The organism is Streptomyces sp. NPDC088400 (assembly GCF_044753355.1).
GTDB lineage: Bacteria > Actinomycetota > Actinomycetes > Streptomycetales > Streptomycetaceae > Streptomyces.
Genome location: NZ_JBIVMZ010000012.1, coordinates 18,387 through 31,231, shown reverse-complemented (window position 1 = coordinate 31,231; position 12,845 = coordinate 18,387). Strand labels below are relative to the sequence as shown.

The 12,845-nt window shown below is 70.2% G+C and carries 12 protein-coding genes; 4 read left to right on the top strand and 8 right to left on the bottom strand.

From position 1 onward, the window contains the following. Nucleotides 1–25 precede the first annotated feature (25 nt). From ACIQD6_RS27085 to ACIQD6_RS27070, 4 genes are all read right to left on the bottom strand, one after another. Complete coding sequence (locus ACIQD6_RS27085) at nucleotides 26–976, bottom strand: cytochrome c oxidase assembly protein (RefSeq protein ID WP_401886950.1); 951 nt, start codon at nucleotides 974–976, stop codon at nucleotides 26–28. 196 nt (nucleotides 977–1,172) lie between these two features. Continuing rightward, the gene (locus ACIQD6_RS27080) at nucleotides 1,173–2,198 is read right to left on the bottom strand and encodes a 6-phosphofructokinase (RefSeq protein ID WP_401886948.1); all 1,026 of its coding nucleotides are present in this window, start codon (nucleotides 2,196–2,198) and stop codon (nucleotides 1,173–1,175) included. Between the two features lie 172 nt (nucleotides 2,199–2,370). Beyond that, on the bottom strand, nucleotides 2,371–3,099 hold the full coding sequence (locus ACIQD6_RS27075; RefSeq protein WP_401886946.1) for a type 1 glutamine amidotransferase: 729 nt from the start codon (nucleotides 3,097–3,099) through the stop codon (nucleotides 2,371–2,373). 58 nt (nucleotides 3,100–3,157) lie between these two features. After that, nucleotides 3,158–4,396, bottom strand: a complete 1,239-nt coding sequence (locus ACIQD6_RS27070; RefSeq protein ID WP_401886942.1) for a MurT ligase domain-containing protein — start codon at nucleotides 4,394–4,396, stop codon at nucleotides 3,158–3,160. A gap of 116 nt (nucleotides 4,397–4,512) precedes the next feature. Between ACIQD6_RS27070 and def the strand changes: the two genes are divergently transcribed. Beyond that, nucleotides 4,513–5,142, top strand: coding sequence for a peptide deformylase (gene def / locus ACIQD6_RS27065; RefSeq protein WP_401886939.1), 630 nt, complete (start codon nucleotides 4,513–4,515; stop codon nucleotides 5,140–5,142). A gap of 105 nt (nucleotides 5,143–5,247) precedes the next feature. On the opposite strand, the gene ACIQD6_RS27060 is transcribed toward def, so the two are convergent. Continuing rightward, on the bottom strand, nucleotides 5,248–5,892 hold the full coding sequence (locus tag ACIQD6_RS27060) for a TetR family transcriptional regulator (protein WP_401886936.1): 645 nt from the start codon (nucleotides 5,890–5,892) through the stop codon (nucleotides 5,248–5,250). A gap of 150 nt (nucleotides 5,893–6,042) precedes the next feature. On the opposite strand from ACIQD6_RS27060, the gene ACIQD6_RS27055 reads away from it, so the two are divergent. Further along, complete coding sequence (locus ACIQD6_RS27055; RefSeq protein WP_401887506.1) at nucleotides 6,043–7,284, top strand: acyl-CoA dehydrogenase family protein; 1,242 nt, start codon at nucleotides 6,043–6,045, stop codon at nucleotides 7,282–7,284. Nucleotides 7,285–7,376: 92 nt separating this feature from the next. On the opposite strand, the gene ACIQD6_RS27050 is transcribed toward ACIQD6_RS27055, so the two are convergent. Next, entirely contained in the window at nucleotides 7,377–7,865 is a 489-nt protein-coding gene (locus ACIQD6_RS27050; RefSeq protein ID WP_401886934.1) for a glutathione peroxidase, read from the bottom strand. An 86-nt stretch (nucleotides 7,866–7,951) separates the two neighbouring features. Between ACIQD6_RS27050 and ACIQD6_RS27045 the strand changes: the two genes are divergently transcribed. Beyond that, nucleotides 7,952–8,224 (top strand): DUF6011 domain-containing protein, encoded by a 273-nt coding sequence (locus ACIQD6_RS27045; protein ID WP_401886931.1) that lies wholly within the window; start codon nucleotides 7,952–7,954, stop codon nucleotides 8,222–8,224. Nucleotides 8,225–8,286: 62 nt separating this feature from the next. On the opposite strand, the gene ACIQD6_RS27040 is transcribed toward ACIQD6_RS27045, so the two are convergent. Together ACIQD6_RS27040 and ACIQD6_RS27035 are read right to left on the bottom strand one after the other, a co-directional pair. Beyond that, nucleotides 8,287–9,165, bottom strand: a complete 879-nt coding sequence (locus ACIQD6_RS27040; protein ID WP_401886928.1) for an acyl-CoA thioesterase — start codon at nucleotides 9,163–9,165, stop codon at nucleotides 8,287–8,289. Nucleotides 9,166–9,218: 53 nt separating this feature from the next. Further along, the gene (locus tag ACIQD6_RS27035) at nucleotides 9,219–11,732 is read right to left on the bottom strand and encodes a DEAD/DEAH box helicase (RefSeq protein WP_401886926.1); all 2,514 of its coding nucleotides are present in this window, start codon (nucleotides 11,730–11,732) and stop codon (nucleotides 9,219–9,221) included. A gap of 215 nt (nucleotides 11,733–11,947) precedes the next feature. Here ACIQD6_RS27035 and ACIQD6_RS27030 point away from each other — a divergent pair, with 215 nt between their 5' ends. Continuing rightward, entirely contained in the window at nucleotides 11,948–12,739 is a 792-nt protein-coding gene (locus tag ACIQD6_RS27030; protein ID WP_401886923.1) for a metal-dependent hydrolase, read from the top strand. Nucleotides 12,740–12,845 lie beyond the last annotated feature (106 nt).

Sequence of the window (12,845 nt, the reverse complement as noted above, 5' to 3'; positions counted from 1 at the left end):
CGTCGCCCGGGACCCGCGTTCCGCGCTAGCGGCCCCTGCTCTGGAGCGAGGCGAGATAGGCGTTGTACGCCGCCAGTTCCTTGTCACCGTCCCGGTCGGCGGCCCGGTCCGAGCGCCTCGCCTGCCGCTGCTCCGAGCGGTACCACTGGAAGACCAGCGCGACCAGGACCAGCACGGACGGGATCTCACTGAACGCCCAGGCGATACCGCCCGCCGCGTTCTGGTCGGCCAGGGCGTCGATCCCGAGCGAGGCCGGGGGAGTGCGGTACGCGTCGACCATCGGTTCGGTCGCCATCATCAGCGCGATCCCGAAGAAGGCGTGGAACGGCATCCCCGCGAACAGCTCCAGCATCCGCATCACGTAGTTGGGCCGGTTCGGCCCCGGATCGATGCCCATGATCGGCCAGAAGAAGACCAGGCCGACGGCGAGGAAGTGGACCATCATCGCGATGTGCCCGGTCTTGGATCCCATCAGGAAGTCGAAGAGCGGGGTGAAGTACAGCCCGTACAGGCTCGCGATGAAGAGCGGGATGGTGAAGGCGGGGTGCGTGATGACCTGGACGTACCGGCTGTGCAGCAGCGCGAGCAGCAGCTCGCGCGGTCCCTTGCGGCCGCCGCCCGCGACGGGCAGCGCGCGCAGCGCCAGCGTCACCGGGGCCCCGAGCAGCAGCAGGATCGGCGAGACCATGCTGATGATCATGTGCTGGACCATGTGCACGCTGAACATGACCATGCCGTAGTCGTTCAGCCCGGTGCACATCACCAGCGCCACGGTCAGCACGCCGAGGGTGAACCCGATGGTGCGGCCGACCGGCCAGCTGTCGCCGCGCCTGCGCAGCCGCAGCACGCCCCAGCCGTACAGGGCGAGCCCCAGTAGGCAGCCGATGAGGAAGAACAGGTCCGGGGAGTACTCCAGCGCCCGCCCCAGCGTGAACGGCGGCAGATCCATGGTCGTGCCGTGCCCGCCGTGATCCATCCGTGTGCTCCCGTGGGACGTTCCTGCCACATCCCGGCCTGATTCGTGCCGGTTGTCCGCACCAGACTAGAACCGCCCCCGGCCGCTTCCGCGACCGGGGGCGGTTCTGGTCAGCTGTCGGCGTGACTCAGGTGCCGGCGGTGACTCAGGTGCCGACGGTGCGTGACTCAGGCGCCGGCGGTGCGGGCGGTACGGATCAGAGCACGCACTCCGCCTCGGCGTACCGCTCGGCGGGCACCGTCTTGAGCGTCTCCACCGCGTCGCCCAGCGGCACCATGACGATGTCCGTGCCGCGCAGCGCCGTCAGCATGCCGAATTCGCGGCGGTGCGCCGCCTCGACGGCGTGCCAGCCGAAGCGGGTCGCGAGGACCCGGTCGTACGCCGTGGGAGTGCCACCGCGCTGGACATGGCCGAGTATGACCGGCCTGGCCTCCTTGCCGAGCCGCTCCTCCAGCTCGATCGAGAGCTGCCGGGCCACACCCGCGAAGCGCTCGTGGCCGTACACGTCCTTGCCGCCCTCGTCCCACTCCATCGAGCCCTCGCGCGGCTTCGCGCCCTCCGCGACCACGACGATCGCGAACCGCTTCCCCGCCGAGAAGCGCTTGCCGACCAGCTCGCTCAACTCGCCTATGTCGAAGGGCCGTTCGGGCACGACGATGGCGTGGGCACCGGCGGCCATGCCGGAGTGCAGGGCGATCCAGCCGGTGTGTCGGCCCATGACCTCGACGATCAGCACGCGCTGATGGGACTCGGCGGTCGTCTTCAGCCGGTCCAGCGCCTCGGTGGCGACACCGACGGCCGTGTCGAAGCCGAAGGTCACATCGGTCGAGGCGATGTCGTTGTCGATGGTCTTCGGTACGCCGACGATCGGCAGCCCGGCCTCGGAGAGCAGGTGGGCGGCCTTGAGGGTGCCCTCACCGCCGATCGGGATGATCGCGTCGAGCCCCAGCTCGGCCACATGCCCCCGGGCCCGCTCCACCCCGTCCCGCAGATGCGCGGGCTGGACCCGGGACGAGCCGAGAATCGTGCCGCCGCGGGCGAGGATGCCGGCGACGTCGTCCAGGTCGAGCTTGCGGTAGTCGCACTCCAGGAGGCCCTTCCAGCCGTCGTGGAATCCGATCACCTCGTCGCCGTGGTCGACGACAGCGCGGTGTACGACGGACCTGATCACGGCGTTGAGGCCGGGGCAGTCGCCGCCTGAGGTGAGCACACCAATTCGCATGGCCCGGGATACCTTCGCAACGTGGGTCGACGGCCGGACACCGTTGTACGGCCAGGTCCCGGCCAGCCTACCGGCGGGCGGGGGTGGACCGAACCCGGCCGCCCGATTGCCGGACGCGCTCCCACGGCGCCTCCGGGGGCCCTGCCAGGGCCCCCGGGTGCTTCCCGCGAGGTCAGGCGGGCTGGACGGCCGCGGCGACCCGTTCGGCGCGCAGCGCCTCGTACCAGCGGTCGTCGGTCGGCGGCAGCGCGTTCACATCGAGGGCCAGTTTCAGCAGCAGGTCCGCGATCTGCGGATTGCGGGCCATCACCGGGCCGTGCATGTACGTACCGAAGACGGTGTCGTTGTACGCGCCCTCCGTGCCGTCGCCCGTGCCGTTGCCCCGGCCGAGCTGGACCCGCGCGAACGGGCGCGCCGTCGGGCCGAGGTGCGTGATGCCCTGGTGGTTCTCGAAGCCGGTCAGCTGCGGCAGGTTCAGCCGCGGGTCGATGTCGGCCAGTACGTCGCCGACGCACCGGTCGCCCTCGCCGCGCGTCGACACCACGTCGAGCAGCCCGAGACCGGCCTCGCGCTCGCCCAGGTCGTTGACGAACTCATGGCCGAGGATCTGGTAACCGGCACAGACCGAGAACACGATGGCACCGTTGGAGACGGCCCGGCTGAGCCCGCCGTCACGGCGCAGCCGCTCCGCCGCCAGCCGCTGCGGCCGGTCCTCGCCGCCACCGATCAGGTAGATGTCGCCGGAGGTCGGCACCGGCTGATCGCTGCGTACATCCACGCGCGTGACACCCAGGCCACGCTGCTGCGCCCGGCGCTCCACCACCAGGGCGTTGCCCTGGTCCCCGTAGGTGCTCAGCAGATCGGGGTAGATCCACACCAGGCGCAGGCTGTTGTCGCTCATTCTCGTTCCTCCTCCAGGGGTTCGCGGGGGCCGTGGGGTCCAGTTCTCGGGCACGGCGTCAGTTCCCCACTCGGCGGCGCAAATCCTGGAACGCGGTGTAGTTGGCGATCGCCTCGATACGTCCTGGCGGCGCCATCTGCACGGCCTCGTCGGGTGTCTCGCAGACCCGGAAGTTCAGCCCGGCGACCTCCAGGCGCACGGCGAGGTCCAGCTTGCGGTCGCCGATGACGAAGATCGGGTGACCCGCGAGCCGGGTGTAGTCGACGTCCCACAGCCACGAGGTGTCCGTGCCGTCGGCGCCACGGGCGTTGACGGCGAGGATGACCGGGGTCGGCGGCGGGTCGATGAGCGAGAACGTCTCCAGCCAGCCCGCCGGGTTCTTGGCGAGCAGCAGCCGCAGGTCGCGGCCGAGGAACGACACCACGTCGTACCGGCCGGCCACGGCCTGCACCTGGTACATCCGCTCCAGCGCGACCTGCGGGGGCACCCCGAAGGTGGCCGCGACGGCGGCGGAGGTGGCGGCGTTCGCCTTGTTGGCGCGGCCGGGCAGCTGGAGGTGGATCGGCCAGGCCGAACCGTGCGGGTCGAGGACATGGTCCCCGTGGAGCGCCCAGCTGGGGGCGGGGCGGCGGAAACCGCACTCGCCGCAGAACCAGTCGTCGCCCGGCCGCTGCATCACACCGCCGCAGGAGGGGCAGGACCAGGCGTCGTCCTTCCACTCCTGGCCGGCCGCCACCCACACCACGTTCGGCGAGGAGGAGGCGGCCCACACGATCAGCGGGTCGTCGGCGTTGGCGATGACGACGGACTTCGTACCGGCCAGCCCCTCGCGCCACTTCTCCGCGAGCATCCGGGTCTCCGCGGCGCGGTCGAGCTGGTCGCGGGAGAGGTTGAGGAGCGCGATCGCCTTGGGCGTCGTGTCCCGGGCCACCCCGGCCAGGTACTTCTCGTCCACCTCGATCACACCGAACTTGGCGTCGGAACCACCCGCGAGCGCCGAGGTGATTCCGGCGGGCATATTGGCGCCGAGAGCGTTGGACACGACGGGCCCCGCGGCCCGCAGCGCCTCGGCGATCAGCCGCGTCGTGGTGGTCTTGCCATTCGTCGCCGATACGAGGATGACGTCGAGATGCTGCGCCAGCCGCCCCAGCAGATCGGGGTCCAGCCTGAGCGCCACCTTGCCGCCGATCACCGATCCGCTGCCACGCCCGGCGGCGCGCGACACCGCCGCTGCGGCCTTGCCCGCCGTCACGGCCAGCTTGGCCCGTGGCGACAACGGGTCCGTGTTGCCTGACATCGTCCTTGGTCCTCCTCGCATCGGTCCCTGGGTCAGCCTATCGAGATCCGGCCAGGCGCCCGAACCGCGGCACCTGGCAGAAGGCCGAGGACCTCGTGGACCGTACCCTGATCGACATGCGAAACCGTCCGATCCCCGGCAGTACCGGGCGAGTACAGGCCATGAGAATGCTCGGCGATCCGGTGCTGCACGCCCGCTGTGAGCCCGTCACGGACTTCGGTCCGGCGCTGACTCGGCTGATCGAGGATCTCTTCGCGACGATGTACGCCGCCCGGGGGGTCGGGCTGGCGGCGAACCAGATCGGCGTTCCCCTGCGGGTGTTCGTCTACGACTGCCCGGACGACGAGGAGGTCCGCCACCTCGGACACGTCGTCAATCCCCGGCCGGTGGCGGCCGAGGCGGACGGCCTCACCCTGCGCGGGCCGGAGGGCTGCCTGTCGCTGCCGGGCATCGAGGCGGGCACCGAGCGGTTCGACCGCGCGGTGGTGGAGGGCGTCACGCGGGACCGCGAGCCGGTACGGATCGAGGGCTCGGGCTTCTTCGCGCGCTGTCTCCAGCACGAGTGCGACCACCTGGACGGCATGGTGTACACCGACCGGCTCACCGGCTGGCGGCGGTCCAGGGCGCTGCGGGCGGCGCGCCGGGCCCCGTGGGGCGGTGCGGGGGACGGCGCCGGGGCGGGACCGGCGGCCGGGAACGGAGTCGGGCCGGGTTCCGGCTCCGGTGCCGCGGGACCGTACGCCTGACCACCGCGGGACGGTACGCCTGACCGCGGGACCGTACGCCTGACCGGTCGACGCGCGCCCGGCGCTCAGGAACCGGACTCGTCGATGCGCGCCCGGTCAGGCGTTTCAGAAGCCGGGGCCGCCCGCGCGGTCGGCGACCGCGGCCAGCCGGCCCCACAGCAGATCCGCCAGGCTGCTCACCAACTGGGCCCGCGAGCAGGGGCGTTCACCGAGCCACCAGTCCCCGGCCCCGTGCATCATGCCGACGATGCCATGGCCCCAGACCCGGGCGAGCTGCTCGCTGCCGGGCCCGAGGTCCACCCGCTCCTCGATGACCTTGGCGAGTTCCTCCCCGAGGCGGCGCAGCAGCGGAGCCGAATGGCGGCCCACATCGAAGCCCGGCTCGGGCAGTTGGGTGTCCTCGGCCGGATGCATCAGGAACCGGTAGACCTGGGGGCGCGCCTCGATCGCGGCGAGATACGTGTCGAGGGTGGCCTCGACCCGCTGGCGCCGCTCGGCGGGTGCGTCGAGCGCGGTCCGCAGGGCGTCCAGCAGCGCGTCGGTGTGGCGCTTGGCGAGCGCCCGGTACAGCCCGCCCTTGTCGCCGAAGTGACGGTAGAGAATCGGTTTGGTGATGCCCGCCTCGGCGGCGATGGCGTTCATGGAAGCCTGGGGGCCGTCCCGGAGCACCACCCGGTCCGCGGCCTCCAGCAATTGCCGACGCCGCTGTCGCGCGGACCGCTGCTGCTCGGTCTGCTGTGTGGTCTCCATAGGTGTGTCTCCCCGCCCGTGCGATTGCCTGACGCTCGGGCAACGTAACACCCTGCCCGCCGCCAATGGTGAGTGAGCCGTGGCTGGTTGACATCCCCTACTTGTGAGTAACAGACTGTAGTTACCGCAAGTAACATGCTGGAGGAAAACATGGCCGAGTTCACGCTCGATCTCAATGACGACCAGAGGCAGGTCCGTGACTGGCTCCACGGTTTCGCCGCGGACGTCATCCGGCCGGCCGCAGCCGAGTGGGACGAGCGTGAGGAGACCCCCTGGCCGGTCATCCAGGAGGCCGCCAAGATCGGAATCTACTCCCTGGATTTCTACGCCCAGCAGTTCTTCGACCCGACGGGCCTCGGAATCCCCATGGCGATGGAGGAACTCTTCTGGGGCGACGCGGGCATCGCGCTGTCGATCGTCGGTACGGGCCTGGCGGCCGTCGGTGTCCTCTCGAACGGCACCGAGGAGCAGATCGGCACCTGGATCCCGCAGATGTACGGCGACGCGGACGACGTGAAGCTCGCCGCTTTCTGCTCCTCCGAACCCGACGCGGGCTCCGACGTGGCGGCCATGCGTACCCGCGCGGTGTACGACGAGGCGAAGGACGAGTGGATACTCGACGGCACAAAGACGTGGGCGACCAATGGCGGTATAGCCAATGTCCATGTCGTCGTCGCGGTGGTCGACTCCGAATTGGGTTCGAAGGGGCACGCCTCTTTCATCGTGCCGCCCGGAACCCCCGGTCTCACCCAGGGCCAGAAATTCAAGAAGCACGGTATTCGCGCCTCCCACACGGCCGAGGTCGTCCTGGAGGACGTACGGGTGCCGGGGCACTGTCTGCTCGGCGGAAAAGAAAAGCTCGACGAGCGTCTCGCACGGGCACGCGAGCGAGCGGCGGCGGCGGACGGTGGCAGCGGCGGTGAGCGGGTGAAGAACGCGGCCATGGCCACCTTCGAGGCCTCCCGCCCGGCGGTCGGCGCGATGGCGGTGGGCACGGCCCGCGCGGCGTACGAGGTCGCGCTCGACTACGCGAAGACACGCAGCCAGTTCGGCCGCCCGATCATCGACAACCAGGGCATCGCCTTCCAGCTGGCCGATATGCGCACCCGTATCGACGCGTCGAGGCTGCTGGTGTGGCGGGCCTCCTGGATGGCGTCGACGGGCAAGCCGTTCACCTCGGCCGAGGGGTCCATGTCGAAGCTGTACGCGAGCGAGACGGCGAAGACGGTCACGGCGCAGGCCGTACAGATACTGGGAGGCAACGGCTTCACCCGCGAGTATCCGGTGGAGCGCATGCACCGGGACGCCGCCATCTACACGATTTTCGAGGGGACGAGCGAGATCCAGCGCCTGGTGATCGCCCGCACGCTGTCGGGCATGCCGATCCGTTAGCGGCATGGGGCACTGGAACGTGTCTTGAAAACGACGCCGACGCCGGAGCCCGCGGAGGGCCGGCGTCGGCGTCGCTGTCCCGTGGTGCGGGATCAGGCGGGCAGCTGTGCCTCGATCGCCGCGACGACCTCCGGGGCCTCCGGTTCCGTACGCGGACGGATACGGGCCACGACCTCGCCCTTCGGGGAGAGCAGGAACTTCTCGAAGTTCCACTGCACATCCCCGGCCGCGCCCTCGGCATCGGCCGTCCGCGTCAGCTCCTCGTACAGCGGGTGCCGGGTCTCCCCGTTCACGTCCGTCTTCTCCAGCAGCGGGAAGGTGACGCCGTACGTCGCCGAGCAGAACGTCCCGATCTCCTCAGCGCTGCCGGGCTCCTGCCCCGCGAACTGGTTGCAGGGCACGCCGAGGACGGTGAAGCCCCGGTCGCCGTACTGCTGCTGGAGCCGCTCCAGACCGGCGTACTGCGGGGTGAGGCCGCACTTGGACGCCACGTTCACCAGGAGTACGGCCTTGCCCTCGTACGCGGCCAGGGAGGTGGGCTCACCGGTCAGAGTGGTCAGCGGAATGTCGTACAGAGCCATCAAGATCTCCTCGGTATCCGGTGTTCTCGCCTCATTGTGGACCCGCGGACGACGGCCCCGGCGGCCGGGGCTGATACAGCTGGGACGTGCCCGAAACCCCGCGTGAACCACAGCCCGGTAACGACCAGCCCGGTAACGACCAGCCCGGTGACGACCGGCTGCCCGGCTCGGAGCCGGACGGCGCGGCCCGCCGCGCCCGCGAGGTCCGGTGCCGTATGTGCGGCAGGCCGCTCACCGGTACGGCATCGCGCCGCACCGGCCTCGGCCCCGCCTGCGACGCCAAACTCCACCCGCCGGCCCCGGACATCAGGACCCGGCGGCGGGACGCCGAACAGGACCCGCTGCCGGGCGTCGGGTGACCCGAAGGCCCCGACCACCGGCCGACGGGCCCCGGAGCGCGGCTACTTCGCCTCGTCGCGGGCTACTTCGCCTCGTCGTGCTTGCGGAACAGGCCCTCCTGCACCACCGACACCAGCAGCCGGCCCTCCCGGTCGTAGATCCGGCCCCGGGCCAGTCCCCGGCCGCCGATCGCGATCGGCGACTCCTGGTCGTACAGGAACCACTCGTCCGCGCGGAACGGACGGTGGAACCACATCGCGTGGTCCAACGACGCCATGTCGAAGCCGCGCGGCCCCCACAACGGCTCCACCGGGATGCGTACCGCGTCCAGGAGCGTCATGTCGCTCGCGTACGTCAGCGCGCAGGTGTGCACCAACGGATCGTCGCCCAGCGGGCCCACCGCGCGCATCCACACCGCGCTGCGCGGGTCCGCGTCCTTGACCTCTTCCCGCGTCCAGCGCAGCCGGTCCACGTAGCGGATGTCGAAGGGCTGGCGCCGGGCCATCCGCTCCAGCGGCTGGGGCAGCTGTCCCAGATGCTCACGCACCTCGTCGGAGACCGTGGGCAGCGTCTCGGGGTCCGGGAAGTCGAGCCGCGGCGGCAGCTGGTGCTCGAAGTCGCCCTTCTCCGGGCGGTGGAAGGAAGCCGTCAGGTTGAAGATCGTGCGGCCCTGCTGGACGGCGGTGACCCGGCGGGTGGTGAACGACCGGCCGTCCCTGATCCGTTCCACCTGGTAGACGATCGGGACGCCGGGCCGGCCCGGCCGCAGGAAGTACGCGTGCAGCGAGTGGACCGGGCGGTCGCCCTCGGTGGTACGGCCGGCCGCGACCAGTGCCTGGCCCGCGACCTGCCCGCCGAAGACCCGTTGCAGGGATTCCTCGGGGCTGCGCCCGCGGAAGATGTCGACCTCGATCCGCTCCAAGTCGAGCAGATCCACCAGTCTTTCGGCGGGGTTCGTCATGTTCGGTGTTCTCCCGTTCTCGGAACGTTCAGGCGTCGGAGCGCCGGAGCGTCTCAGTGCTGGCCCACCGCCGTGACACGCACGACGGCCAGGCCTTCCTCGTCGGAGGCGGCGAGATCGACTTCCGCGCTGATGCCCCAGTCATGATCGCCGTTGGGGTCGGCGAAGGTCTGCCGGACCCGCCACAGGCCGTGCTCCGGGTCCTCCTCGATGGCGAGCAGCTTGGGCCCGCGGGCATCGGGCCCGGTGCCCAGGTCCTCGTACTCGTCCCAGTACGCGTCCATCGCGTCGCCCCAGGCGTCCTCGTCCCAGCCCGACTCGCCGTCCAGCTTGCCCAGCTCCGCCACGTTGTCCAGGGCGGCCAGCTCGACCCGGCGGAACATCGCGTTACGGACCAGGACCCGGAAGGCGCGGGCGTTGGCCGTGACCGGCCTGACCTGGTCGGCCTTCTCCTGGGCCTGTTCGGCCGTCTCCACCTCGGGGTTGGCCAGCTGCTCCCACTCGTCCAGCAGGCTGGAGTCGACCTGCCGGACCATCTCACCGAGCCAGGCGGTGAGATCCTCCAGGTCCTCCGACTTGAGGTCGTCCGGAATGGTGTGTTCCAGCGCCTTGAACGCGCCCGCCAGATAGCGCAGCACAATGCCCTCGGTACGGGCGAGCTCGTAGAAGGAGGTGAACTCCGTGAAGGACAGCGCCCGTTCGTACATGTCCCGGATCACCGACTTGGGCGAGACCGGGTGGTCACCGACCCACGGGTGGCTCGTGCGGTACGTGTTGTACGCGTGGACGAGCAGCTCCTCCAGGGGCCTGGGGTACGTGACGTCCTGGAGCCGCTCCATCCGGTCCTCGTACTCGACACCGTCGGCCTTCATGGCGGCCACCGCCTCGCCCCGCGCCTTGTTCTGCTGGGCCGCGAGGATCTGCCGGGGGTCGTCCAGCGTGGACTCCACGACGGAGACCATGTCCAGGGCGTACGAAGGCGATTCGGGATCCAGCAGCTCGAACGAGGCCAGCGCGAACGTGGACAGCGGCTGATTGAGCGCGAAGTCCTGCTGGAGATCGACGGTGAGCCGGACGACGCGGCCCTCCGCGTCCGGGGTCTCCAGCCGCTCCACCACCCCGCCGTCCAGCAGCGAGCGGTAGATCGCGATCGCCCGCCGGATGTGGCGCAGCTGCTGCTTGCGCGGCTCGTGGTTGTCCTCCAGCAGATGGCGCATCGCCTCGAAGGCGTTGCCCGGCCGGGCGATGACCGACAGCAGCATGGTGTGCGTGACACGGAAGCGGGAGGTCAGCGGCTCGGGATCGGAGCCGATGAGCTTCTCGAACGTGGTGTCCGACCAGGCGACAAAGCCCTCGGGGGCCTTCTTGCGCACCACCTTGCGGCGCTTCTTCGGGTCGTCGCCCGCCTTGGCCAGCGACTTCTCGTTCTCCACGACATGCTCCGGAGCCTGCGCCACGACGAAGCCCGCCGTGTCGAATCCGGCACGCCCCGCCCGGCCCGCGATCTGGTGGAACTCCCGGGCGCGCAGGGTGCGTACGCGTGTGCCGTCGTACTTGGTGAGCGCGGTGAACAGCACCGTACGGATGGGGACGTTGACGCCGACGCCCAGGGTGTCCGTACCGCAGATGACCTTCAGCAGGCCCGCCTGGGCGAGCTTCTCCACCAGGCGGCGGTACTTGGGCAGCATGCCCGCGTGATGCACCCCGATGCCGTGGCGTACGTAGCGGGAAAGATTGCGGCCGAACTTGGTGGTGAAGCGGAAATTGCCGATCAGCTCGGCGATCCGGTCCTTCTCCTCACGCGTGCACATGTTGATGCTCATCAGGGACTGCGCCCGCTCGACGGCGGCGGCCTGAGTGAAATGCACGATGTAGACCGGTGCCTGCTTGGTCTCCAGCAGTTCGGTCAGCGTCTCGGTGATCGGGGTGAGGCGGTATTCGTACGAGAGGGGGACCGGCCGGGTGGCGGACCGTACGACGGAGGTCGGCCGGCCGGTACGGCGGGTCAGGTCCTCCTCGAAGCGGGAAACGTCGCCGAGGGTCGCCGACATCAGGACGAACTGCGCCTGGGGCAGTTCCAGGATCGGGATCTGCCAGGCCCAGCCGCGGTCCGGCTCCGCGTAGAAGTGGAACTCGTCCATCACGACCTGGCCGATGTCGGCGTGCTTGCCGTCACGCAGCGCGATGGACGCCAGTACCTCGGCGGTGCAGCAGATCACCGGGGCGTCGGCGTTGACGGAGGCGTCGCCGGTCAGCATGCCGACGTTCTCGGTGCCGAAGAGCTTGCACAGGTCGAAGAACTTCTCCGAGACCAGCGCCTTGATCGGCGCGGTGTAGAAGGTGACCTTGTCCTGAGCCAGCGCGGTGAAGTGCGCACCCGCCGCGACCAGGCTCTTTCCCGATCCGGTGGGGGTGGAAAGGATCACATTGGCCCCGGAGACCACCTCGATCAGCGCCTCCTCCTGAGCCGGATAGAGCGTGATGCCCTGGCCCTCGGCCCAGGAGGAGAAAGCCTCGAAGAGGGCATCGGGGTCGGCATCCGGCGGCAGCTGATCGATAAGGGTCACGCCCCCCATCTTGCCTGCCTTACCCCTGGAACCGGGAACTGGACGGCTGAGCGAAGATCACGGACGATACGCTGCGGTGGTAACTGTGCTTCACCGCACAGTTCTTCACGGCAAACGGCAACTGCACGACAACGACGGCTGCACGACAACGACGGCTGCGGGACGACGGCAGCTTCACAACAACTGCGGACAACTGCATTGGGGCGGGTACGACCATGATGGGACCGGCACACTCTCTGTCAGGGGCGGCGGCCTGGCTGGGGGCGGGTGCCGCGGCTGCCGCCGCCGGCTACGCGATGCCGTGGCCGGTCCTGGTCGCCGGCGCGCTGATCTGCGCGGGCGCCGCGCTCGCCCCCGACCTGGACCACAAGGCCGCGACGATCTCCCGGGCGTTCGGCCCGGTCTCGCGGACTCTCTGTGAAGTCGTCGACAAACTGTCGTACGCCGTCTACAAGGCGACCAAGAAGCAGGGGGACCCCCGCAGGACCGGCGGTCACCGCACGCTGACCCACACCTGGCTCTGGGCCGTGATGATCGGCGCGGGTGCCTCGGCGGTCGCGTACGCGGGTGGGCGCTGGGGAGTCCTCGCGATCCTCTTCGTACACATGGTGCTCGCGGTGGAAGGACTGCTGTGGCGGGCCGCCCGGGTCTCCAGCGACATCCTGGTCTGGCTGCTCGGCGCGACCAGCGCGTGGATGCTGGCGGGCATCCTCGACCAGCCGGGCAACGGGGCGAACTGGCTGTTCACCGAACCGGGCCAGGAGTACCTCTGGCTGGGGCTGCCGATCGTCCTGGGCGCGCTCGTGCACGACATCGGGGACGCGCTGACGGTGTCGGGCTGCCCGATCCTGTGGCCCATACCGGTGGGCCGTAAGCGCTGGTACCCGCTGGGCCCGCCGAAGGCGATGCGGTTCCGGGCCGGTGCCTGGGTCGAGGTCAAGGTGCTGATGCCGGTGTTCATGCTGCTGGGCGGGATAGGCGGCGCGGCGGCGCTGGGCTTCATCTGAGCGGGGGCGTGTCCCCGGCGGTCCGGGCCCCCGGGGATACGCCCCGGAGGCCCGGGGCGTATCGGTGGCTGCGACCCCGCCGAGTCACGGCCACCCGCCCCGGTTC

Coding starts and splice junctions, on each gene's coding strand:
- ACIQD6_RS27085 (WP_401886950.1), bottom strand. CDS start 976: ATGGATCACGGCGGGCACGGCACGACCATGGATCTGCCGCCGTTCACG.
- ACIQD6_RS27080 (WP_401886948.1), bottom strand. CDS start 2,198: ATGCGAATTGGTGTGCTCACCTCAGGCGGCGACTGCCCCGGCCTCAAC.
- ACIQD6_RS27075 (WP_401886946.1), bottom strand. CDS start 3,099: ATGAGCGACAACAGCCTGCGCCTGGTGTGGATCTACCCCGATCTGCTG.
- ACIQD6_RS27070 (WP_401886942.1), bottom strand. CDS start 4,396: ATGTCAGGCAACACGGACCCGTTGTCGCCACGGGCCAAGCTGGCCGTG.
- def (WP_401886939.1), top strand. CDS start 4,513: ATGCGAAACCGTCCGATCCCCGGCAGTACCGGGCGAGTACAGGCCATG.
- ACIQD6_RS27060 (WP_401886936.1), bottom strand. CDS start 5,892: ATGGAGACCACACAGCAGACCGAGCAGCAGCGGTCCGCGCGACAGCGG.
- ACIQD6_RS27055 (WP_401887506.1), top strand. CDS start 6,043: ATGGCCGAGTTCACGCTCGATCTCAATGACGACCAGAGGCAGGTCCGT.
- ACIQD6_RS27050 (WP_401886934.1), bottom strand. CDS start 7,865: ATGGCTCTGTACGACATTCCGCTGACCACTCTGACCGGTGAGCCCACC.
- ACIQD6_RS27040 (WP_401886928.1), bottom strand. CDS start 9,165: ATGACGAACCCCGCCGAAAGACTGGTGGATCTGCTCGACTTGGAGCGG.
- ACIQD6_RS27030 (WP_401886923.1), top strand. CDS start 11,948: ATGATGGGACCGGCACACTCTCTGTCAGGGGCGGCGGCCTGGCTGGGG.